The sequence below is a fragment of the Streptomyces sp. NPDC004721 genome, from assembly GCF_053601495.1.
Window position 1 is genome coordinate 108,451 of sequence record NZ_JBSGBZ010000006.1, and the last position, 21,764, is coordinate 130,214.

Here is a 21,764-nt window from a genome sequence, read left to right on the forward strand (position 1 = left end):
CGACACACGTTGTCCGATGTGGCCGGTCAGCTTCGCCACCAGGTCGTCCCGCCCACGCAGCCGGTCCGGGGCGACCCGTCGCCCCAGACTTGCGCAGCGATCCGAGCGAGGTCCCGCGTGTTTTCTTCGGCGAGCGCTACGTCCTGGTACGGCTCACACCCACGGACCGACCAACGCCGTTCGGCCGCCCAGGCGCTGATCGCCAAGACCGTCGATGCGGAACCGTGTCTGCGACGAAGGAGTGTAGAGGACGCGCACGGGTCAACTCGCCGCGCGCTCGGTGCAGCGCGCGACGGCGTCGGTGACATGACTACGCGCATCATCGTGTGCCTGCCCGCCGGGGTCAGCGCAGTGCCTCCTCCAGCGCGGCCAGTTGCTCCGCCACCGGCCCCAGGGTGATCAGTCCGCTCCCGGCGCCCGCCACCTCGGTGGACGCGGGTACCAGTTGCGTATGGGCCCGCGCCATCATGTCCCGGGCCCCCACGGCGACCGCCGCTCGGGCGATCAGACACCACAGCGCCTCGAACATCAGGTCGCGCGGTGGTGACGAGATGGCGCGCAGCGCCGCACCGGCCTCCTCGGTCCGGCCGCCCTCCGCCAGCAGCAGGGGGCGGATCCACGGCTCGTACGGACCCCAGTCGGCCTTCTCGTCCACGCCGGTCGGCGGTGCCCCGTGCCGCAAGCGCACGCACAGCCGGGCCAGCGGCAGCAGTCCGCGTTCCAGCCCGGGCATCCCCGCGCCGCGCAGCGACCCGGCGGCCTCCTCGTAGGCGTCCTCGGCGGCCTCACGCGAGCCGGACGTGGCAGTGCGCAGCGCGCGGTACCAGGTCGTGAACACCGATGCCAGCGGCAGCCCGTGGCGATCTGCCAGCACACCCACCGCGCTCGCGTGCCGGTCGGCCGAAGCCAGGTCCGCCAGCGCACACCGCGCCTGGAGCCGGATCAGACGGCCGAGCACCTCGTACCGCACCAGGCCGTGATGGGCGGAGAGCGCCACGATCTCGGTGCCGATCGCGTCGCGGCGGGCAGCGAGCCCGGCCTGCCAGAACGACTGCATGAACGTCCCGTTGAGGGCGAACGCCAGCAGCGCGGCGTCATCGAGACACCGGGCGATCTCCTCCGCCTGCCTGGCGGCCTGGAGTGGGCGGGCAGGCGCCCCGGACGCCGGTTCGTCGACGGGCAGAGTGCCGCGCGACTCCACCGCGATGGTCGCCAGCAGGCGGCAGCGCGCCGCGTCGTGCGTACCCGGGGTCAGCGAGCGCAGGGTGCGCTCCGCGGAGTCCACCAGCCATCGGGCCTGCTCCGGATCGTCGGAGCGGGTCCAGACCGCGGGGACGTCGTAGACCCCGATGACGCGCGCCGTCAGCTCCGGATCGTCGAGTTGCTCCGCGGCCGCGACGGCGGCCACCCGGTGGCGGCGGGCGGCCTCCAGACCGCCCCCTCCGGTGACCGCGAGGTCCCGCATCAGACCCACGGTGGACTCCAGCCGGGTGCGGGCCCGCGAGCCCAGTGTGCTCTCGTACGCGGCCGTCGCCTGCGCCCACACCCGGTCCACCGAGGCGCCGGCGTCGGGGTCCAGGTGGTCGGCCTGACGCAGTACGTCCTCCTCCAGCCGTCGCAGCCGTGGGCCGGGGTCCACGCTCAACTGGTCGCGGAGCATGTCGCGGGCCCGGCGCAGCACCGACAACGCGTCGGCCTGCCGGCCCGACCGGTACAGGGCCAGCGCCAGCAGCCGCCAGGCGTCCTCGCGCCACGGGTGGTCGGTCACGTGCGCGTCGAGATCGGGCACCGCCTCGGCCGCCCGGCCCAGGGCGATGTGCGCGTCCGCCCGGCGCTCGACGGCCTGCAGGCGCAGCTCGGTCAGCCGGGAGCGCTCCGAGCGCAGCCACCGCTCGTCGCCGAAGTCGGCGAACGCGGGACCCCGCCACCAGCCGAGCGCCTCGTCCAGGCCCTCCGCCACCCTGGTGGGACCGGCTTCCGCAAGGGACACCACGGCCTGCTCGAACCGCCACGCGTCGACGTCCTCCTTCGGTACGCGTAGCACGTAGCCGGATCCCTCTGTGATCAGCAGGCGCGGCGGCGTGCGGGGTGGCCGGTCGGGTTCCAGGGCGCGCCGCAGATCACCGACGAAGGTACGCAGCGAGCCGACGGCGTTGCCGGGCGGCTCCGCCCACAGGTCCTCCGCGAGCACGGAGACCGGGACGACACGTCGTCGGGCGACGATCAGCCGGGCCAGTACCGCGCGGTGCCGCGGCCCCTTGAGACGCAGGGGCTCCCCGGCCTCGTTCCAGGCGGTCACCGCACCCAGAACGCCGAATTCCACACGCACCTTCCGCCCCGTTCCTCTCACTCACTCTCGCTGACCAGGCCAAACCTACAAGCGTTCATTCGTTGCTGATCCGCGGCGCACATGCTGGTGACACCGGCCGGGGCGCACGCCACCAGGGCCGAGGGCATGCAGGACGTGTCACGCGGATGCAGGGACCGGTCCACCCGGGGCCGGCCTGGCGCGTCACCGAAGCGGGCCCCGCCGAGCGTGCGGGGCCCGGGAAAGAAAGGCACCACCATGACATTCGGCATCACGGGATTCGACTACCAGCGCGTGGAGGTGGCGGACGACGTGGAGTTGAACGTCGCCGTCGGAGGCTCCGGAACCCCCGTCGTGCTGCTGCACGGCTTCCCGCAGACGCACCTGATGTGGCGGCACGTCGCCGAGGACCTGGCCGCCGATCACACCGTCATCTGCCCCGACCTGCGCGGATACGGCGACAGCGACAAGCCTGCCGAGGACGGGCCGGACGTCTACTCCAAACGAACGATGGCGAGCGACATCGTCGCCCTGGCCCGGGCGCTGGGGCACGACCGGTTTGCGCTCGCCGGGCACGACAGGGGCGCCCTGGTGGCCTTCCGTGCCGGACTCGACCACCCGGGCACCATCACCCACGTGGCCTGCCTGGACGTCCTGCCGACCCTGGACATGTGGGAGGCGCTGCACGGCGTGCGGGCGGCCGTGGGCTTCCACCTCTACCTCATGGCTCAGCCGCCCGGCCTGCCGGAGCGGATGATCGAGGCGAGCGCGGACACGTTCTTCTCCTACTTCCTGGACATCTGGGCGAACGAGCCCGAAGCCGTCCCGCCGGCCATCCGACAGGTGTATCTGGACGCGTGCCGCGCGGCCGTGCCGTCCATCGTCGCGGACTACCGGGCCTCTGCGGGCATCGACATCGAGCACGACAGGGCCGACCGCGCCGAGGGCCGCAGGCTGACCATGCCCGTCTCGGTGCTCCAGCAGGACTGGGGCGCGGCCCTCGGGTACGAGGCCGCCGCCCTGTGGGGCGCCTGGGCCGACGACCTGAACCACTCGACCGTCTCCTGCGGGCACTTCATGGCCGAAGAGGCCCCCGACGCGATCGCGAGGTCGCTGCGCGACCTGCTGGCACGCTGAGCCCTCGACCGGGTCGAGCGTGCGGTGGCCCCGCGTCAGCGGTGGCTCAGGACGTTGACCACACGGCCGTTGGGGTCGCGGACGAAGAACCGCCGTACGCCCCACTCCTCGTCCTGCAGGGGGTGAACGATCTCCGCGCCGCTGTCCCGCATGATCGCGTAAGCCGCCTCCACGTCGTCGACTTCGACGCTCAGATCGGGGGTAACCGGGGCGGTCTTGTCACCGCTCATCACGCTGACCTGGGCCGACGGACTGGACGACGAGGCAAGCGTCATGATCCAGCCGAGATTCATGACTTCTTCGAAGCCCAGCAGGCCATAGAAATCCCGGCTCTCCTCCGCAGCCTCTGACTGGATGATGGGCATGACACGGCGAACGGCCATCGACGACTCCCGAGGAGAACAGACAGACACGGATCCTGGACTGTCCAGGGGTACTACGGCCGGTCCGTCACCGCACGCACTTCCGCGACACGACCCTGGCCCCCGGTCTTGATGAGCGGCACGTCTCGTGTGAACTCCCGGAATCCGACGCTGTAGTACAGCCCGCGCGCCTGGGGGTGCCCTGGCGCCCCCAGACAGGCGACCGTCATGTGATGGGCTCCGGCCTCCCGTGCCAGACGCATCCCGTGCAGCAGCATCGCCCTGCCCAACCCGAGCCGCCGGTAGTCCGGATGCGTTCCGGCCGGCTCGAATTCGGCGGTCTTGTTCGCCTTGTCGAGCCACATGATCGTCGATGCGGCCACTGTTCCGTCCGGCGCCTCCACCAGGACGTGCAGGTCGCCGCGATACGGCGGTGTCCGGCGGACACCCTCGTAGCCCTCGGCTGTATACGGTGACGGAGCCCAGGCGTCCACAACCGAGTCCGCCAACAGCCTGGAGACCATGTTCGGCGATAGGGACCTGGAGCGAATGATCGAATTCTTCGCCTCCCACCAGGAAGCCGAGTGACTCCTCGACCGGATTCCCGCGTGGGGTGAAGCCGTCGTCGTCACTCCCTGCGGCGCCTGGCACCGGTGTCGACCGTTGGTCGTCCAGGCATAGCGTGTGAGCCAGTTGACGGTGATCAAAGACGGGAGACGTGCGTGATCATCTGGGTGAACGGTGCCTTCGGGAGCGGGAAGTCCACTCTGGTCGACGAGTTGCACCGGCGCTGGCCTGCTGCTTTGGTCTACGACCCCGAGCAGATCGGATACGTATTGCGTGGCATCGTCGACGTGCCGACGGGGAACTTCCAGGACTTGCGCCTGTGGCGGCGGCAGGTGGTCAGCACGGCCGTGGGGCTGCTGGAGGAGTACGAACGTCCGGTCCTGGCCCCCATGACGCTGGCCAACCCGCAGTACGTTGCCGAGATCTTCGGCGCGTTGGAGGAAGCGGGAGTGGCCATCCACCACTTCTTCCTCAAGGTCCCCGCCGAAGTTCTGGCGCGACGGATCGACGCCCGGAGTGTGGCCCCGCACGATCCTGAACGTGACGAGGCTGTCCGTCAGTGGTGCAAGGCTCAGATTGAGCAGTGCGTGGCCGCAGCGGATACCTTGCCGGCGGACACGGTCTTCTTGGACGGCGAGCGTCCCTGCCGGGAACTGGCGGACGAGGTCTTGACTCGTGTCGGTGTGAGCGTGAACTCATAGGGGCGGTTACCCACTTGATCGCCGGCCTCGGTCCGCGGCATCAGCATGAGGCCGCGTCGCCGTCACCGGACGGGGGCGGGGAGGCCAGCGTCGCCAGGTAGTCGTCGAGGAGCTCGATCTGGCGGTGGGGTGGGAACGCCTCGGGGTCGAAGAGGGCCTGTACCACCAGACCGAGCACGTAGGACTGGGCCCCGGCTGCGATGCGGGCCGGGTCTCCGGTGGGCAGTTCGTCCAGATGTTGGGCTGCGGCGACCAGGTCGCGCAGCTTGTCGCGGCTTCGCGCGTACTTACGGGCGTAGTCGACGCTCAGCTCGGGGTCGGCGAGCGCGGCGTCCCAGGAGGACACCCAGATCCGGTTGCCGACAGTGGCCTCGCCGGTCAGCGGCAGGATGTCCAGCAGAGCGGCCCTCACGGCGGACATCCCTTCCCCCGCGGTACGCCGAAGGCGGGATTCGCTGCGCACTTCGAGCAGGTCGAGGGCGTATGCGACCAGGTCGCGCTTGGTGGGGAAGTAGTGGGTGAGCAGGCCGGTGGTCGCGTCGAGTTCGGCGGCGACGGCGCGCATCGTCAGTCCGCGGAAGCCGTGCGCGGCCAGCACCCGCCAGACCGCTTCGGAGACGTCGCGGCGGCGGGCCTCGTGGTCCCCCTTGGTGCGTGGCATGCTGCTACCGTACATAACCATAACGCTTGTTGTGCGAATGGGGTCACCATGTTCTCCCTCCCGCTGCGGGACAACGCCCACCTGCGTCCGCTCGAGATATGGCACGCCGAGGAGTTCGCCGCCCACATGGACCGGGCTCGCGAGCACATCCGGCCGTGGGTCGGGCCGGCGTTCGTCACCTACGATCTCGACGGCGCGCGGGCCACGTTGCGCCGGTACGCCGAACGCCAGGCCGCGGACGGCGCCCGCCTCTACGGAATCTGGCTCGACGACGTGCTGGTCGGCGGCGTGATGTTCGTGACCTTCGACGCCGCCTGGGGTTCGTGCGAGATCGGCTGCTGGCTGGAGCCGGCCGCCGAGGGCCACGGCCTGGTGACGGAGGCGTGCCGCACCTTGCTGGAGTGGGCGTTCACCACTCGGGGGATACACCGGGCTGAGTGGCACTGCCGGGCCGACAACGAGCGCAGCTCCGCCGTGGCCAAGCGGCTCGGCATGACGCACGAGGGCGTGCGGCGCGAGTACTGGCCCTACGGCGGCACCCGTCACGACAAGGAGATCTGGGCGGTCCTCGCCCGCGATTGGCGCGCCCATCGCCAGTGACCGTGAACCGCGCACCTATCGGCGGTGGCCTCTGGTCACCGCCGTGGGCGCTCACTCACGCGCGGAAGCCTGGGGAACTGCGCAGGGAGCGCGGGGCAGGCCGGCGCCCGACCCGGTCATGGCCGGGCGCCGAGCGGTTACCGCTTCGGCGGTGGTGCGCGTCATCCCGACTCCAACCTGGTGGTCACCGTCGCGCTCACCTGCTACATCGCCATCATCCCCTGCACCGCGGTGCTGTCGGACCGGTTCGGCCGCAGAAGGATGCTCCTTGCTGCATCCGTCCTCCTGACCGTGCTCAGCTATCCGCTGATGATGGTGATGTCCCTGGGCGGGATCGCCGTCTCGACCGTGGTGCTCGTCGTCTTCCTCGCCATCTTCTCGCTCAACGACGCAGTCTTCCCGGCCTTCTTCGCCGAGACCTTCACCACCGGCTCCCGCTACCTCGGCTTCGCCCTCCCCTTCAACGTCGGCACCCGCTCTTCGGCGGAGTGGCACCCTACGCCGGGACATGGCTGATCTCCTGGACCGGCAGCCCCTACTCCCCCGCCTACTTCCTCATCGCGGTCGCCGTCCTCCCCCTGGCCGGCGTCATCGCCTCCCCCACCACCGCGCAGAACCAACTCCGGACCGAGAACTAGAAACCCAGCTCGCTCAGCCCCGGGTGGTCGTCGGGACGACGGCCGAGGGGCCAGTGGTACTCGCGTTCCTCCTCCTTGATCGGGAGGTCGTTGATACATGCCAGGCGGACCCGCATCAGGCCCTGCTCGTCGAATTCCCAGTTCTCGTTCCCGTACGAGCGGAACCAGTTGCCCGAGTCGTCGTGGCACTCGTAGGCGAAGCGTACGGCGATGCGGTTCCCCTCGAAGGCCCACAGTTCCTTGATGAGCCGGTACTCCTGCTCCCTGGTCCACTTCCTGGTGAGGAAGGCGACGATCTCCTCGCGCCCGTTGACGAATTCGGCACGGTTGCGCCAGCGACTGTCGACCGTGTAGGCGAGGGCCACGCGCTCGGGGTCCCGGGTGTTCCATGCGTCCTCGGCGAGGCGAACCTTCTCGATCGCACTCTCCCGGGTGAACGGGGGAACAGGGGGCTTCGAGGCCATGAACTCTCCCAGAGCGTCACGGTTTGAAGATCCGGCGCCCGCCTCCGGCTGTGCACCGGCCGGGCAGGCCAAGCAGTCGCAGGCAAGCAGGCGTTCGGCGATTCATTCCATACCGATCACCCGCGTGATCGCAACAGTGGCTCTGATGCGGCCGGGCTGCGCATCCAGGTCATTCGGCGGCCATTCTTGTGCTCTCAGCCGACGAGTTGCCCGTCCGGAGACAGGGGGTGGAGGGCCAGGCGCCACGAGAATGCGGCGTAACGCCCTCACCGCCATGCCGCCCACTCCTTCACCGCGAAACGGTCGCCGACACGTCGCACTTCGGCTGCGCCCGGCCCGGGGAAATGCGCGGGGAACAGCAGGGCGTCCCGGTCCGCGGCCTCCCCCAGCACCCGGCGTCGGCTGATCCGTGCGCGGTGTTCATCCTCGTCGAAGCTGGGGCAGTCGTCCGGCTCCGCGATCTGCAGTGGGCTGTGCAGCAGGTCCCCGGCGAACACCGCACGTTCCGTGCCCGACCGCAGCCATACGACGGAGGAGCCGGGCGTATGGCCGGGGGCGGGCTCGATACGGAGCTGAGTTTCGACGTCGTGGTGGTCGCCCTCCCACAGCACGGTCTGTCCCGCCTGGTGCACCGGAGCGACGCTGTCCTCGAAGACGTTGGCCATCTGGCGGCCGGAGCGGGTCCGGTGTCCGTTGACCGGGTTCCAGTAGTCGAAGTCGGCGCGCGAGATGACGTACTGGGCGTTGGGGAAGGTCGGTCGCCACTCTCCGTCGTCGGTCAGGCAGGTGTTCCAGCCGACGTGGTCGCTGTGGACATGGGTGCAGATCACCGTGTCCACGCCCTGCGGGCGGACGCCCGCTGCGGCCAGCTCTCCGAGGTAGTTGGTGTGCAGATGGTGGAAGGACGGCATGGCCGGGCGCTCCCGGTCGTTGCCGATACCGGTGTCGATCAGGATCGTCCGGCCCTCGCTGCGGATGAGCCAGGTCTGGATCGTCATGTGGACCTCGTCGGCGGCCGGGTCCAGGAAGGTGGGGGTGAGCCACCTCTCGTGCGCCTGCCAGTGCTCGACGGGCACGTCGGGGAAGACGTAGTCGCGGGAGCGGCCCCTGGCGGGCAGCTCCACCACACGGGTGATCTCCACGTGTCCGAGCGCGATGGTGTCCATGTCCCCAGCCTGCGTGCCGCCTGGCGCGGGCGCCATCGGTCACATGACCGCGCGTCGCAGGCCCCTGGTCACAGCCTCGGTCACTCACTCGGGCTCACGAGTAGTCACGGGATATCCGGCTACGGACGGTAATCCGTGACGTACCTTCCACGACGGTTCGGGAAGCGGAAGACGGTGTACGAGCGGCAGCGCGGGTCGTCGGCGGACGGCACATGGGAGAGCGGCCTGCGGTACGTCCAGGCAGACGCTGACGCTCAGGGCGTGGTCGACTGGAGCATGGCGCTCAAGGGCCCGCGGTGGCTGTGTGGGCGATCCACTGAACAGCCTCAGGGGGACCGTCCCGAGCGGATCGGGCGCCCCGGTCCGGAAGGCAGGAGGCGATTGCCGTGCACGTCCAACCCATTCTTGTCACTGGCGTTGGTGGCGGCGTCGGCGGAGTCGGGCGAACGGTCCTCGACCGCTTGCATGCGGAGGGCGTGCCCGTCCGGGCACTCGTGCACCACGACGACGAACGGGCCACGGCTCTGCGGGCCATGGCCGGCGTGGACGTGGTGGTCGGCGACCTCACCCGTGGCGCCGACGTGGTGGAGGCACTGGCGGGCTGCCACAGGGCCTATTTCGGGATGAGCGTGTCGCCCTCGTACCTGGAGGCCGCGACGACGGTCGCTGCCGCCGCTCGGGAGGACGACCGCCTGGACCTGCTGGTGAGCATCTCGCAGATGACGGTCTCGCAGATGGACCTCACCAGCGATACCGAGTCCCACCAGCAGCGGCTGCACTGGCTGAGCGAGCACGTCCTCAACTGGTCGGGGGTGCCGGTCGTCCACGTCCGGCCCACGGTGTTCATGGAGAATCCGCTCTTCGCCCAGGTCGCCGTCGCCTCGATCCTGCGGGACGGCACGATCCGCCTCCCGTTCGGCTCCGCCCGGACCTCCCCGGTCGCTTCAGCCGATGTGGCGGAGGTCATCGCACACCTCCTGCTCGACCCGGCTCCGCCGTCCCACCGGGTCTACGAGCTGACCGGGGCACGCTCCCGGGACATGGCCGCGATCGCGGCCGAGTTCTCCACTGCCCTGGGCCGTACCGTGACCTATGTCGACGTGCCGTACGAGGAGTGGCTGGAACACGACCTCAAGAAGCTGGACCTGCCACCCCACGTCTTCGAGCACGTCGCCACGATGGCTCGGCTGCACGGCGAGGGCCGGTACGACCGGGCCACGAACGACGTCACCGAACTCCTCGGACGCCCCCCGCTCGGGTTCGACAGCCTCATCAGGAACATCCCCGCGCTGCGGTCGTAGCCAGATTCGTCCTGGAAAGCCTGGTCAGGGCTGTGGTGCCGCGGTCCTCGCTGCACGCTTGTCCGTGTTCGAGGAGGCCGCGCGCGATGTGTGGGCGGAGACAGCGGCCACGGCGGCTTGGAGGACGAGGTCGGTGACCGCGTCGGGATGGGAGATCATGGCCACGTGGGAGGAGTCGATCTCCACCGTGTGAGAACCGGCGCGCCTCGCCTCGAAGCGTTCCAGATCCGGGTTGATGCTCTTGTCCTGCTTCGCGACGAGGGCCCAGGACGGAATGGACCGCCACGCTGCCACCTTGGCTTTCTCGGAGAACGCGGTTGCCGCGGCAGGCCGTTGGGTGGCTGCCATCAACTTCGTCATGCTTTGCGGCAGGTCGGCGGCGAAGACCTCGTGGAGCTTGTCCGGCCGGATGTACAGGTCGGTTCCGCTGACGCCGCCGGCTCGGTAGGGGACCGATCTGGTGGCGGTGGCGAGTGGAGAGGCGAATCGGGCGGACAGTGCGTCGCCACTCTCGCCCTTGTCGGGCATCAGCGCTGACACATACACCAGGGACTTGACCCTTGGGTTGCCGGCTGCCGCCGAGCTGATGACGGCGCCGCCGTACGAGTGACCCACCAGCACGATGGGGCCCTTTATGCTGTCGAGTACCGAGGCGATGTAGGTGGAGTCGTTGGACAGACTCCGCAGTGGGTTGGCGGGCGCCACGACCGTATAGCCGCGGCGTTCGAGTCGCGCGATGACACCGTTCCAACTGGAGGCGTCCGCGAACGCCCCGTGCACCAGGACCACGGTGGGTTTGCCGCCGCTCGTGTCGCCGCCGACAGCCGTCGGGGCTGCCGCGGACGTGCACAGAACCATCGCGCACCCAGCGACCATGAAGGGTGTCCGACTTGTGCGACGTATGAGGCCGAGCACCACAGATGCCGTCATGCAGGCCTTCCTTTCCATGAGGTCCCCCGCCTCCCGAGCATTGCTCCATCCGCGGCGTGAGGCCCGGCGGCAGGGGCCGCCAGGGTGAGACGGGCGGAGCATTCGGGTGAGAGAACGGGCCGCAGGTTTTCGAGGGGTCTCGCACGTCCACTTCATCAACAACCCGGCGTGGTCCGGCTCGTGGCCACGACGCTTCCCTGCTCGGACAGCCTGTCCGCGGCGGAAATGCGGTCACCAAGGCGCTGGCGATCGAGTACGCGGCCCGCGGCATCCGGGTCAACACCGTCGCGCTCGGCGTCATCAGCACCCCGATGCACCCGCCCGAGACGCACGAAGCCCTCGCCAAGCTCCACCCGCTTGGCCGGATGGGTGAGATTGGCGATGTCGTCCAAGCGGTCGTCTACCTCCAGAACGCTGCGTTCGTCATCGGGGAGATCCTGCACGTCGACGGCGGTCAGAGCGCTGGGCACTGAGCATGGGGCCGTTGCCGGCAGTCGACCACGGGGTGAGCGCCCCCTGTCATCCCCAAAGTGCGGCCGGCACCAAACCGCCGGCGGCTGACAGAGGCGTCATCATCTCCGCCGGAACCCGGTAGCGGCGTCCCAGCTAGTCACATCTCGGCGAGGCCGAGTTGACGCAGCATGCCGAGTTCGTCGCTGCTGCCCCAGCGTTCGACGAGCTTGCCGTCGCTGTCGAAGCGGCTGATCTGCATGCCTCGGTAGCGCACCTTCTTGCCGGTCGCCGGTTGCCCCATCAGCGGTCCCAGGTGCGTCCCGGTGATGGTGTAGGCGAAGGCCAACTCGTCGTCGGTAGCCACCAGATGCTCCACTTCGACGTGCAAGTCGGGAAAGGCCGCTCGCAACTCGCCGAACATGGCCTTGTACCCTTCGGGCCCCGGCACCTGTCCTGGGGTGGGATCATGGTCGACCGAGTCGGGTGCGACGATCTCGTCGAGGGCGTCGAGGTTGCCGGTGACGACGGCCTCTCCGAAGGCAGTCTGTGCGGCGATGTTTGTCTGCTGGGACATACGCGCTCCTCAGACGCGGCCGGCGACCAGCCTGTCCGTAGGCTGCGAAGTCCACGCACCTACGCCGTATGGGGACCGTACACCAGCCGTACGCCCCCAGCATGTCTACTCGACAGCACTGCGCACCGCCGGGCTTCTCGCCGCCCCACCGGTCACCCGACATGGTGCGGGCGGCATGCGCGGCGCTCGGCGCCGTAGCAACCTGGAGGCATGGCCGTGATCCGCACGCGATCACGCGCCCGTGGTTGGCGGCGTGGGTCGGGTCACTGTGCAGGTGACGTCCCGCGCCGGCGCGCGACGAAAGGTGACCCATGAGGTGCGCAGTGATCGGCGGTACCGGCCTGATCGGGTCGCAGGTCGTGAAGAAGCTCAACGCGGCGGGACATGAAGCCGTGCCTCTCTCACTCTCCACGGGCGTGGACGTGATCACCGGCCAGGGCCTGGAGGAGGCGGTGGCCGGCGCCGACGTCGTCGTCAACCTGACGAACTCCCCGACCTTCGACGAGGCTTCCCTGGCGTTCTTCCAGACCTCCATGGACAACATCCTGGCCGCCAGTCACAAGGGCGGGGTCGGGCACGTCGTCATCCTTTCGATCGTCGGCACCGACCAGGTGCCCGACCTCGTCTACTACCGGGCCAAGACCCTGCAGGAGAACATCCTCAAGGCCGGGCCGATCCCCTACTCGATCGTCCGCGCCACCCAGTTCATGGAGTTCATCGACGCCATCCTGTCCTCGACCACCGAGGGAGACACCGTCCGCCTGCCCAGCACACCGATCCAGCCGATCGCCGCCCAGGACGTCTCCGACACCGTCGCCGAGGTCGCCGTCGGCTCCCCTTTGAACAGCACCCGCAACATCGCCGGGCCCGACGTCTTCTCTCTCGACGAACTCGGCCGGATCACTCTGAACGCCCACCCCGACGGCCGTACGGTCGTCACCGATGACACCGCGGGCATGTTCGCCGCCGTCCCCGGTGACGCCATCATCGCCAAGGGCGACGCCCGTATCACCGGCACCCACTACAGCGACTGGCTCTCCTGAACCACCCCGGCCGGTGAGGGGCGGACCGATGTCCGGGGGCGGTTCACCTCGGCTCGCGCGGAGAGAACTGGGCGCTCGGAACGCTGTACGGTTGCTGTGTCCGCGCTTGATCAGGAACTGAGGACCACCGAGGAGGTGAGGTTGATGACCGCGCTCAAGGCCACCGTGCGCAGTGCCCGGGTCTCCCTCACGTCCCGGGCCGTGGCCTGACCTTCCTCTGCCCGCCCTTGCTGGGAGCGTGAGCTCGCGGGGCAACCACACGAACATCTCCTGAAACGGATCTTCCATCGTCATGGGCAACACCTGGATCACACGAGCCGAAACCAGCGCCGACATCGCCGCCATCCGCGACATCAACCTCGCCGCCTTCCCCACGCCCGCGGAGGCCGACCTCGTCGACGCTCTGCGCGCCGACCCGACCGCCTGGATCGAAGGCCTCTCCGTCATCGCAGCGGACGAGGCCGACCGCCCAGTGGGCCACGCTCTGCTGACCCGCTGCCACATCGACACCGCACCGGCCCTGTGCCTGGCCCCGTGCGCCGTCCACCCAGAGCAGCAGCGGACCGGTGCGGGCACCGCGGCCATCAGCGCGGCCCTGGCCGCAGCGAGGTCACTGGGTGAACACCATGTGGTCGTCCTCGGGCACCCGGCCTACTATCCCCGGTTCGGGTTCACCCGTGGCTCTGACCACGGCATCGGCCTGACCTCGACGTTCCGGACGACGCGCTGATGGCACTCAGCCTCGACGCCGACCACCCGCTACCCAGCGGAACCGTCCACTACAGGGCTCCTGACAGTGCGCCTGACCTGCGGTTTCCTTCCGACCTGCACGAATAGCCACCGGTTCGGTCCGTGTCGCCTCGTCCTGGCCCGCCTCAGGCCAGCTCCGCGCTACGCCGTCCGAGGATGCGCTGGCAGAAGCGGTGCGGACGCTGGGTCATCGAATGGGCGGGAGGTGCTCACGGTCGCAGCAGGGTTGATCGGTGTGGGTAACGGCGCCGTCCCCGCCTCTGACGATCGGCCAGATCATTCAGGGCACGGACCTGCAACGGCAGGCCGAGGAGGAAGCGCACAGTGACGACAGCACAGCAGGAGACGACCAGCAGCAGTGAGCGCCCGGCCGCCGTGTACCGACTGTGGGCCGCGGACGGCACGCTGCTCTACATCGGGTCGTCGTACACCCCGGAGGAGCGAGCCAAGGCGCACAGCCACACGGCCTGGGGGCACCTGGTCGCCCGGCGTACCGACGAGTGGCACCCGTCCCGGTGGCGCGCCTACGACGAGGAGGCCCGGGCCATCGCTGCGGAGGACCCGACACACAACGTGGTCGGGACGCCCCGGCACACCGGCCCGGCCGAGCGGGGCCACGTCCAGCGCGAGGCGAGTGAGGCCCGCTGGAGTGTCGCCCTCGCCGCCATCCGGGCTGGCGCGTCCGAGGGCGAAGCGCGCAACGCTGGCGGGTGGGCAGAGGTGGAGTACCTGGAGGCGTCCGGGCTCATGCCGGGGCTGGCCGCGAAGTGGCGGCACGCCATGGAACACGGGGGCACCTACAACTCACGGAACATGAGCCTGCCCAGGGCAGTGAACGGTCGGCTGACGTGGGAGATGAGCATGGGTGAATCCTCGCGGCGAGGAGGGCCGGACACCTCACTGACTGGGGCGGCTCGTTGCCGAACCCGGACCGTACGGAACGGCTGGGCCTGCGGTAGCCGAGCCCCTGGACGGCCCCCTCACCGCGCGACGAGGGGGCCGTCGCTTGTCCGGGCGCTGTCCGGGTGCGTGTCCGGGCGGGGCGGCGGACGCTGGGGGCATGTCCGAGATGCGCCTTGTGGTGGTGTCCGCTCCGTTGCCGAGCGGCGGCCGGCGAGTGCGCGCGGGCGGGGAGATCCTGGGCCTGGCTTTCGGGGCGCGTGACGTCGAGGAGTTCTTGCGGCGGGCGGGCCTGGAGGACGTGGACGTCGAGACGTCGGAGCTGATCGAGTGGCAGGGCGGCGGCCCGGACGTGTGGGCGCCAGGGCCCTGAGCGCACCGCGGCCCCCACGCGACGGAGTCCCCTGCCGCTGTGGACTTCGGCAGGGGACTCCGCGCTGCACGGCACCGTTGACTTCTTGCTCAGTTACCGGATGTGCGCTTCCCGAAGGCCGCCCACACCGAGAGTAGCAGCGTGCTCGCTCTGTGCGTTTATGGCTGGGTCGCGTCCCCTGAAGCGGTGTAGCCGATCACGGCGGCAAAGGCCCAGTTCACGACCGGAATTCGGGTCCCGCAGCCGCCCTCGGACTGACCGCGCGTCAGTCTACGGCTTCAGTGCAAGCACGCCAGCCAACTGGATGGCAGCCGAGCGACGGTGAAGATCACCGGCAAGATCGGCTACACCACATGGCGGCAACACCGTTGCTTTTAGCTGGTCGACCGTTGTCAAGTCCGTCGTCTTTGCGGACTTGCGATAGCGGGCTTTGACACGGCAGCGGTGGCATTCGGGCAGCAAGTTGCCCAGTGCTGCACGTCCGATGACCCCGATCAGAGACACGGGCTCTCCCCCGCGGAAGGCGTGTGCGGCGATGATCTGGTCGGCGGCGGCCTGGAAGAGCGCAACGAATCTCAGCCGCTCTGCGGGCAGGCCCGGGCGGGCAGTCGTGACATCTCCCGGCCATCCGGATCAGAGCTTGATATACCGTCAGCAGAGCGAAGATCTCCTGCTCGAGCCCCGGAACACTGCGCGAGCGCAGCACACGGCCATCCAGGATCGTCGATTTCAACGAGAAATAGCAGCTCTCCGCCTGCCACCGCCGATGATAGATCTCCAAGAGCTGCTCGGCCGGGTAGCGCTGGGCATCGAGCAGGTTGGTCAACAGCCGCCACAACTCGGTGCGCTGCGTCCCGTCGGCGAGGGTGACGGTGATCCATGCCTCGACCAGACGTACCTCCATCCGCCTGTAGCCCAGCAGACTGCGGGCGTAGGCGAGTTCGCCGACGTGATCGGGGCCGAAGGCCGCATCCAGCAGGGCCCGCGTCCCGCACTCCACGATGGCCACCAGCCGCACGAGTGGGTAGCCGAAGGAGCGGAGCGTGCCGATGTGCTTGCGGTAGTGCCAGGTCACCGTCTCCTCGTCCGGAGCGGACAAGGTGGTGCCGTCGATGGCCACCAGGCGTAACCCCTGGTAGAAGGTGCCGCACTGGCCCCGGTCGGCCACCGGCCCGGCCAGGACCGTGAACAAGCGGCGCAACGGGGCGCTGCCCAGGCGACGCCGGGCCCGCGCCAGTGAAGAGGCAGACGGACGCGCCACGGCGAGCGGGCCGAGCCCTGCCGTGAGCTTCTCCCACACCGCCAGGTAGGACGAACGCTCGAAGAAGGCGAGGGCAAGGACGAAATACACCACAACGCGCGTCGGCAGCAGGCGCCTTCTGCGTTCCCGTGCGCCGGTGTCCTCCACGTCCGCATCAACCAGCTCAGAGTCGATGATCTGCGTCAACTCACCAAGATGACCGGGCGCGTACACGTCCGGGACTACCGCACTGAACCGGACGCTGACAGACTTCCACGACAACGGGACCTCCGGTTGCTCGTCCCTGGCTCGACACCATGGGAACTACCAGAAGTCCCGCGCTCTTGACAGGGCGCACGGCCGGCAAACGCAACGGTGTTGCACCTGGCGGGACGCCATCCGCGTCCTTGGCGAAGACCGGCAGCCGCCGCTTCAGGGTGCGGTAGGCCGGTGGGTTGATGCCGGCTTCTTCCAGCACCCGCATCGAATCCAGCTTGCTGGTCGGCTCGATGATCCGTGCGAGCACCAACTGCCGGAACACGTCATCTCCGCGTGCGGCGTCGCGCAGGCCCAGTACGTCGTAGGCATCCGTCAAGGCGCCCCACAGTGATTCATCCTGGACGACATGATCGGCAGCGGCCCGCCAGCGGCGTCGCCGGCGGGCGCCAGATCGAGGTCCAGCTCACCCTGCCCGGCAGCCAGGCGCTGCCGGGCGACTGCCTTGAGCACCCCCAGTTCAGCGTCGTCGCGCCCCGAACCGATGTGCTCGATATCGCGCGAGCCGCGCCGCGACGAGTGCACGATCTGCACCGCCCGCGCGCCCGAGGCGGTCTTCGCTATGCGCAGGTACGGAGACACCGACTCACGCTACGGGCCCCGGATTTAGTGCGCAGATTTCGCACGTCTCGGACGCAGAACCGCAGGTCAACGCTACCCGCAACCTCCAAGATCCACGATCACGGCCCAAGTCGGGTCATACCCAAGCTGCTTCGCGGCCACGTGCTGCAGACCTCTATCGAGCACTACAACACCGGCCGAAGCCATCAAGACCATGGGATCGGTCTGCGAGCTCCGACCGACGACCGCAACGTCCCACTCCCCACCCCAACCGACCGCATACATCGCCGCAGACGCCTCGGAGGACTCCCCAACGAGCACCAACCAAGCCACCACATGAAACCCCAGCTCAACACCGACCGAGTTTCGACCAGGACCGTCACTCATCCGGCCCCGCAACGAGCCCATGGCCCGGTCCATCGCAGTTATGTGCATCCATGTTGACGGTCACTCAAACCGCTTCTGGTGGACAGATGTTGCCCTCTTGACGAGGGACTTCTGTCGCAGTCTAATTTGGTGACAATATGGGGAGGCCCACTCGTGGGAGAGTTCCGGTCCGCCGTTCTGACGTGGCAGGGTTTCCTTCTGATCGCGGCTGCCGCCGCAAAGGTGCGCGCACCGCGTCGGTTCGCAATGGCCGTTGCCGGTTACCGGCTTGCGCCGTCTGCCTTGGTCGAGCCACTGGCATGGAGCGTTCCCGGCGTCGAAGTCATCCTCGGCGCCGGCCTCATCAGCGGTTGGCACCCGACGATCATGCTTCGGCTCGCGGGTGCGCTCGTAGTCATCCGCCAAGCAACGTACGCGCCCTCGGGGGACTGGAGGTCGGCCAGGCCGCGCCCCTGTTGGGGTTCGCCGCGTCCGATGGGGGCGAACCCGTGCAGCTGAGCCGTTCGGTGATGGTCTTCACGTCTGAGGGTTGCTCCCCGTGCGAGTCTCTTGTCGCTGACCTGATCATCCACCCCTTTGATCCGGGCGAGTGGGGTCGGGTGCTGGTATGGGATGCCAAGGATCAGTCGCCGATTCCGCCTCCGCCTCTACCCGGTTGGGTGGTGGTTGGCGCGACCAGCGCCACCGCGCTCAAGAGCCGATTCCAGGTCCAAGGAACGCCGCATGGCGTCGTGATCGACGGCGATGGCCGAGTCGCCGCAGTCGGGATCCCGAACCAAGCCGTCGACATCCGCCCCCTGGTAGAAGCGGCAGAACGGCACATCATTTTGTCTCGACCAGCGCGTGTAGATCATGGGGCTGGGACGCAACAGGCCGCCCCGGTCCGTTAGAGATATCGACCCATCGGAAGGAGTCGGAGATGAGCAAGAGGTCCGTGAGTCGGCGGCAGTTCCTGCGGCCGCTGGGAGGCACCCTTGCTGCCGGAGTAGGCATCGCGTTGTTTCCGGCCGGGTTCGCCTCGGCATCGTCCAAGACCGGTCCGACATCGACCCCTGGTCATAAGGGCGGCGGGCCGGCGTACCCGAGAGACCCCGGCCAGTATTCGTACCCGGGAGACCCCGGCTTTGTCGCCACGAGTCCGGGGGAACTAGAGGCCGCTAAAGCCAGTTGGGAAACGCCGGAATATGGTTACTTTACCGGCCATAATCCTTCTACTCCCGGCACAGCGGTCGATTCCCCATGGCAGCTCGTCGCGGTAAACGCGTCCACCGCCTACGCCCTAGGGTACTTCGGGCAGGGCGTCACGCTGGGCATAATGGATTCGGGCTACAGGGCTACACACGAAGCATTTCAGACCGAGCTGATCAGTTCGGTGAGTGCGGAGGGTGTCTACGCCACGTCCGGCTTCTCGTATCGCACCTCGGCAACCCCGTCGAACCCGTTTACTGCGGGCGATCCGTTCACTGTGGCCGGTGATCAGGCGAGAACAAGTGACTACTCGCACGGGACCGGTATGCTTGGGGTTATCTCTGGCAAGCGCGATGGTATAGAACAGCACGGCATCGCCTTTAGATCGAAGATCTATGCTGCCAAGACCGGCGGCTCCGACAACATGTCCCACGGCCCCTTCCACGATTACGTGTACTTTCATACAGGCCATAAGGCCCTGGTCGACGCAGGCGCCCAGGTCATCAACGAAAGTTGGGGCCAATATGTCTACACTCTTGACAGAACCCGTTTTGATGGTCTCGGAAACGATCTTGGAGTCAACGGCAACCTCGCCAACGCTTATCAAGTGCGTGGCAAAGACAGCGCCAGCGCCACGGCAAACGCGGCTGCGATTCCCAACGAGTCCCTGAAGGATCTGGAGTACCAGTTCTTCATCTTCAAGAAATTCTATTCGATAGGCGGCGAACAATACAATCCGAAGCACCCCGGGCTTTCCTTTATGGACGCCATCTGGGACGCCATCAAGGACAGCGGTACCGTCGACGTAAGGTCGGCCGGCAACAACGACTGGAGCAACCCGTATTATCGCCCGGCGTATCCATTCTTCAATCCTTGGGCGGAAAATCAGTGGGTAGCCGTCGGCGGGGTGCAACCGCCCACTGCGGCCAATCCCGAATACGCAAAGCAGTTCGGGTTTAACGAGGCGGGGCTCGCAAAATGGTGGGTCGTGTCTACCCCTTCAAACAACGTTCGTACCACGAGCAGCGCTGGTGATACTAGCTATTCAAACTCAAGCGGCACGTCACCGGCAACGCCCGTTGCGACAGCTGTGATGGGGGTTCTGCTCTCCCGCTATCCGAACATGGACGCCAGGCAGGTGCGTCAGGTGATGTTTACCACGGCAAACAATAAGATGTCGGACGGCGTGAGATTCCTCGGCACCGGGCAAACCTCCCCCTCCGGGGCATCCATCGCCTGGACCGCTCCCGATGGTCTTCCGGACGATCGCTGGGGCTGGGGGATTCCCGATCTGGCCAAGGGCATGTACGGCCCCGGCCAGTTCCTGAGCCCGATGACCTACAACATGGATAAAGCGCCCCTTGACGTCTGGTCGAACGACATCAGCCAGATCGCGATCAAGGAAAGGGAAAAGGAAGATCTGCAGTGGCTGGCCGGCTACAAGCAGCAAGGCATTGCCTACGCCGGTGAATTCGGCCCCAACGTGCTGAATCCGGACGGCGCGCTTAACGAACACGCCTTCATACTTCAGGGCATTTTGGATGATCCTTACATCCAAGCTATTACTGACGGCCATCCCGAGGTGTACGACAAGATCACCTATGCGGACGCCGTCAAGTGGCGCAAGGAATGGATGGATGCGCGCGCGGCCCACATTCAGCACAAGATCGACAACGGCCTCTACACGGCTTCTCTGGTCAAGCAGGGCTCCGGGACGCTGTTCATGACGGGGAACAACACCTACGAGGGCGGCACGACGGTTGAAGGCGGTAAGCTTTCGATCACCGGCTCGCACGCAAGCTCGATCCACGTCAAGGGCGGCACGCTCGGCGGCAGCGGTTTCGTGGCAGGCAGCATCGACGCAGGCAGCGGCGTGCTGCAGCCCGGTCTGTCGTCCAGGGAAGCGGCGTCCGCGTTGTCCGTCACCCTCGTCGATGTTCCGCCCGGCGACGTCCTGAACGTCGGCGGCGACGTGACCGTCGGCCGAGCGGGTCGCGTCGCCATCACCATCTCCGGCGACCACGACTACACGAGCGTGCGGGCCGCGGGTGACCTGGTGCTGGACGGCGAACTCGACCTGGACATTCGCGCGACCCTCACTCCGGGCACGGTGTTGACGATCATGAGCGGCGACTCGATCAAGGGCAACTTCCGTTCCCTGCCGGAACGGCGGGTCCTGAACGCGGGCCACCACATGTTCAGGGTGTCCTACCAGGACGGCGATGTGACGCTGACCGTCGTGCGGACGCTGCCCTAGGCAGGGTCCGGCGGCGTCTAGTGCTGCGACCGGAAAGGTTCACCGGCTCGCGACGCCCGGCACGGCACTCCCCCAGCCTTCGGCCGGGGGTACCCCCACGCCGCGTTGTCGCATCACCCGAGTACATCCAGTACGAGGGCGATGCTCCGCCTTGCGATGCTCCCCCACAGCCTGAACGGCGTGGGAGGTACCCCCAGCACCGGACGCCGCGAGCTTCCCGGCAAACCTTTCCGGTCACAGCCCTAGCCGCACGTGGCCTGGCCAGCCAGGCTCAGGTTCGCCTGAGCCTGGCTGGCCAGGCCTTCGCCCAGGTTCAGTCGCCCTGACCGCCACGGTCGACAAACCTGCCGAACCAGCCCAGAACCCGGTCGTAGGCCTGCGCCGCGGCGTTGGCGTTGTGGTTCGGGCCGGTGTCGTTGAAGAACGCGTGGTTCACACCGGGGAATACGACGATCTCGTGTTCCAACCCGGCGGCCTCGACGTCCAGATGGCGACCGCACATCAGCCTCGCGTACGCCAACACCGACGGTGCCCCGGTCGGTTTGGCACGCCCCCCTTCAACGTTCCGCTGCGGCGCGGCGGCCCGAAGGGCCTCACGGCCCCGGCCCCAGAAGGAATTTCTCTTGGCTGCAACAGGCACCTCCCGCCGTCGCCTTCTCGGCGCGGCGGCTCTCGCCGGGTTCGCGGCGCTGCCCGCACTGCCCGGTACCGCAAACGCCTCACCGCCCACTGTAGACAAGCTCTCGGAGTCGACCCGCACGTACCTCGACGCGCAGCGCGAGGCCGGCTTGGCCGCGGTCAAGCGCGGCATGGACCTGCCGTTCCTGACCGGTACCCAGCTGGCCGCGATGCTGCTCGCCGGCGATGTCACGAGCGTGCAGGTCACCCAGCGGTTCCTGGCTCGCATCGAGGAGCTCAACGGCGACG

The 21,764-nt window shown here is 68.1% G+C and carries 22 protein-coding genes and 3 pseudogenes; 13 read left to right on the top strand and 12 right to left on the bottom strand.

Annotated elements, in window-relative coordinates; genetic code table 11:
- Positions 1-343: 343 nt before the first annotated feature.
- A complete protein-coding gene (locus ACWEK3_RS07190) occupies positions 344-2,329 on the bottom strand; it encodes a BTAD domain-containing putative transcriptional regulator (RefSeq protein WP_450544599.1) in 1,986 nt (661 codons plus the stop codon).
- Between the two features lie 237 nt (positions 2,330-2,566).
- Here ACWEK3_RS07190 and ACWEK3_RS07195 point away from each other — a divergent pair, with 237 nt between their 5' ends.
- Positions 2,567-3,445 carry an alpha/beta fold hydrolase gene (locus tag ACWEK3_RS07195; protein ID WP_453249130.1) on the top strand — a complete coding sequence of 293 codons (879 nt, stop codon included), beginning with the start codon at positions 2,567-2,569 and terminating at the stop codon, positions 3,443-3,445.
- A 35-nt stretch (positions 3,446-3,480) separates the two neighbouring features.
- Here ACWEK3_RS07195 and ACWEK3_RS07200 read toward each other — a convergent pair whose 3' ends face one another.
- Positions 3,481-3,828: a VOC family protein gene (locus tag ACWEK3_RS07200; protein WP_453249131.1), complete on the bottom strand. Its 348-nt coding sequence runs from the start codon at positions 3,826-3,828 to the stop codon at positions 3,481-3,483.
- Positions 3,829-3,881: 53 nt separating this feature from the next.
- Positions 3,882-4,316: a GNAT family N-acetyltransferase gene (locus tag ACWEK3_RS07205; protein WP_453249132.1), complete on the bottom strand. Its 435-nt coding sequence runs from the start codon at positions 4,314-4,316 to the stop codon at positions 3,882-3,884.
- Between the two features lie 213 nt (positions 4,317-4,529).
- On the opposite strand from ACWEK3_RS07205, the gene ACWEK3_RS07210 reads away from it, so the two are divergent.
- Positions 4,530-5,075 carry an AAA family ATPase gene (locus ACWEK3_RS07210; RefSeq protein ID WP_450544605.1) on the top strand — a complete coding sequence of 182 codons (546 nt, stop codon included), beginning with the start codon at positions 4,530-4,532 and terminating at the stop codon, positions 5,073-5,075.
- A gap of 40 nt (positions 5,076-5,115) precedes the next feature.
- Here ACWEK3_RS07210 and ACWEK3_RS07215 read toward each other — a convergent pair whose 3' ends face one another.
- Complete coding sequence (locus tag ACWEK3_RS07215; RefSeq protein WP_453249133.1) at positions 5,116-5,736, bottom strand: TetR/AcrR family transcriptional regulator; 621 nt, start codon at positions 5,734-5,736, stop codon at positions 5,116-5,118.
- Positions 5,737-5,784: 48 nt separating this feature from the next.
- On the opposite strand from ACWEK3_RS07215, the gene ACWEK3_RS07220 reads away from it, so the two are divergent.
- The 3 genes from ACWEK3_RS07220 (at position 5,785) to ACWEK3_RS07230 (ending at position 6,974) form a co-directional block, all read left to right on the top strand.
- A complete protein-coding gene (locus tag ACWEK3_RS07220) occupies positions 5,785-6,336 on the top strand; it encodes a GNAT family N-acetyltransferase (protein WP_453249134.1) in 552 nt (183 codons plus the stop codon).
- A 180-nt stretch (positions 6,337-6,516) separates the two neighbouring features.
- Positions 6,517-6,852 carry a hypothetical protein gene (locus tag ACWEK3_RS07225; RefSeq protein ID WP_450544611.1) on the top strand — a complete coding sequence of 112 codons (336 nt, stop codon included), beginning with the start codon at positions 6,517-6,519 and terminating at the stop codon, positions 6,850-6,852.
- Positions 6,825-6,974 (top strand): hypothetical protein, encoded by a 150-nt coding sequence (locus tag ACWEK3_RS07230; protein ID WP_450544612.1) that lies wholly within the window; start codon positions 6,825-6,827, stop codon positions 6,972-6,974. Before ACWEK3_RS07225 ends, ACWEK3_RS07230 begins: the two co-directional genes overlap by 28 nt.
- Here ACWEK3_RS07230 and ACWEK3_RS07235 read toward each other — a convergent pair.
- Complete coding sequence (locus ACWEK3_RS07235) at positions 6,971-7,438, bottom strand: nuclear transport factor 2 family protein (RefSeq protein WP_450544614.1); 468 nt, start codon at positions 7,436-7,438, stop codon at positions 6,971-6,973. The genes ACWEK3_RS07230 and ACWEK3_RS07235 overlap by 4 nt on opposite strands.
- A 266-nt stretch (positions 7,439-7,704) precedes the next feature.
- Positions 7,705-8,604, bottom strand: a complete 900-nt coding sequence (locus tag ACWEK3_RS07240; RefSeq protein WP_453249135.1) for an MBL fold metallo-hydrolase — start codon at positions 8,602-8,604, stop codon at positions 7,705-7,707.
- Positions 8,605-8,990: 386 nt separating this feature from the next.
- On the opposite strand from ACWEK3_RS07240, the gene ACWEK3_RS07245 reads away from it, so the two are divergent.
- Complete coding sequence (locus tag ACWEK3_RS07245; protein ID WP_450544617.1) at positions 8,991-9,905, top strand: NAD(P)H-binding protein; 915 nt, start codon at positions 8,991-8,993, stop codon at positions 9,903-9,905.
- A gap of 24 nt (positions 9,906-9,929) precedes the next feature.
- On the opposite strand, the gene ACWEK3_RS07250 is transcribed toward ACWEK3_RS07245, so the two are convergent.
- Positions 9,930-10,835 (bottom strand): alpha/beta fold hydrolase, encoded by a 906-nt coding sequence (locus ACWEK3_RS07250; protein WP_453249136.1) that lies wholly within the window; start codon positions 10,833-10,835, stop codon positions 9,930-9,932.
- Positions 10,836-11,068: 233 nt separating this feature from the next.
- Between ACWEK3_RS07250 and ACWEK3_RS07255 the strand changes: the two are divergent.
- Positions 11,069-11,308, top strand: a pseudogene (locus ACWEK3_RS07255) (SDR family oxidoreductase); the annotation flags it as partial.
- A 137-nt stretch (positions 11,309-11,445) separates the two neighbouring features.
- Here ACWEK3_RS07255 and ACWEK3_RS07260 read toward each other — a convergent pair.
- Positions 11,446-11,862, bottom strand: coding sequence for an ester cyclase (locus ACWEK3_RS07260; protein ID WP_450544619.1), 417 nt, complete (start codon positions 11,860-11,862; stop codon positions 11,446-11,448).
- Positions 11,863-12,173: 311 nt separating this feature from the next.
- Here ACWEK3_RS07260 and ACWEK3_RS07265 point away from each other — a divergent pair, with 311 nt between their 5' ends.
- The 4 genes and pseudogenes from ACWEK3_RS07265 to ACWEK3_RS07280 all read left to right on the top strand — a co-directional run bounded on the left by ACWEK3_RS07265 (position 12,174) and on the right by ACWEK3_RS07280 (position 14,928).
- The gene (locus ACWEK3_RS07265; RefSeq protein WP_453249137.1) at positions 12,174-12,905 is read left to right on the top strand and encodes an SDR family oxidoreductase; all 732 of its coding nucleotides are present in this window, start codon (positions 12,174-12,176) and stop codon (positions 12,903-12,905) included.
- 292 nt (positions 12,906-13,197) lie between these two features.
- A pseudogene (locus ACWEK3_RS07270) lies at positions 13,198-13,742 on the top strand (GNAT family N-acetyltransferase).
- A 288-nt stretch (positions 13,743-14,030) separates the two neighbouring features.
- A complete protein-coding gene (locus ACWEK3_RS07275) occupies positions 14,031-14,819 on the top strand; it encodes a hypothetical protein (RefSeq protein ID WP_450543628.1) in 789 nt (262 codons plus the stop codon).
- Complete coding sequence (locus ACWEK3_RS07280) at positions 14,716-14,928, top strand: hypothetical protein (protein ID WP_450543569.1); 213 nt, start codon at positions 14,716-14,718, stop codon at positions 14,926-14,928. The genes ACWEK3_RS07275 and ACWEK3_RS07280 overlap by 104 nt, the downstream gene beginning before the upstream one ends.
- A 328-nt stretch (positions 14,929-15,256) precedes the next feature.
- On the opposite strand, the gene ACWEK3_RS07285 is transcribed toward ACWEK3_RS07280, so the two are convergent.
- Together ACWEK3_RS07285 and ACWEK3_RS07290 are read right to left on the bottom strand one after the other, a co-directional pair.
- Complete coding sequence (locus tag ACWEK3_RS07285; protein WP_453249138.1) at positions 15,257-16,375, bottom strand: transposase domain-containing protein; 1,119 nt, start codon at positions 16,373-16,375, stop codon at positions 15,257-15,259.
- Positions 16,376-16,574: 199 nt separating this feature from the next.
- Positions 16,575-17,026: pseudogene (locus tag ACWEK3_RS07290) on the bottom strand (IS1634 family transposase); the annotation flags it as partial.
- 519 nt (positions 17,027-17,545) lie between these two features.
- On the opposite strand from ACWEK3_RS07290, the gene ACWEK3_RS07295 reads away from it, so the two are divergent.
- Positions 17,546-17,890, top strand: a complete 345-nt coding sequence (locus ACWEK3_RS07295) for a MauE/DoxX family redox-associated membrane protein (protein WP_453249139.1) — start codon at positions 17,546-17,548, stop codon at positions 17,888-17,890.
- 149 nt (positions 17,891-18,039) lie between these two features.
- Here the strand turns inward: ACWEK3_RS07295 and ACWEK3_RS07300 are convergent, their stop codons facing one another.
- A complete protein-coding gene (locus ACWEK3_RS07300) occupies positions 18,040-18,246 on the bottom strand; it encodes a hypothetical protein (RefSeq protein ID WP_453249140.1) in 207 nt (68 codons plus the stop codon).
- 65 nt (positions 18,247-18,311) lie between these two features.
- Between ACWEK3_RS07300 and ACWEK3_RS07305 the strand changes: the two genes are divergently transcribed.
- Positions 18,312-20,837: a S8 family serine peptidase gene (locus ACWEK3_RS07305; RefSeq protein ID WP_453249141.1), complete on the top strand. Its 2,526-nt coding sequence runs from the start codon at positions 18,312-18,314 to the stop codon at positions 20,835-20,837.
- Between the two features lie 313 nt (positions 20,838-21,150).
- Here the strand turns inward: ACWEK3_RS07305 and ACWEK3_RS07310 are convergent, their stop codons facing one another.
- On the bottom strand, positions 21,151-21,339 hold the full coding sequence (locus ACWEK3_RS07310; RefSeq protein WP_453249142.1) for a dienelactone hydrolase family protein: 189 nt from the start codon (positions 21,337-21,339) through the stop codon (positions 21,151-21,153).
- Positions 21,340-21,764 lie beyond the last annotated feature (425 nt).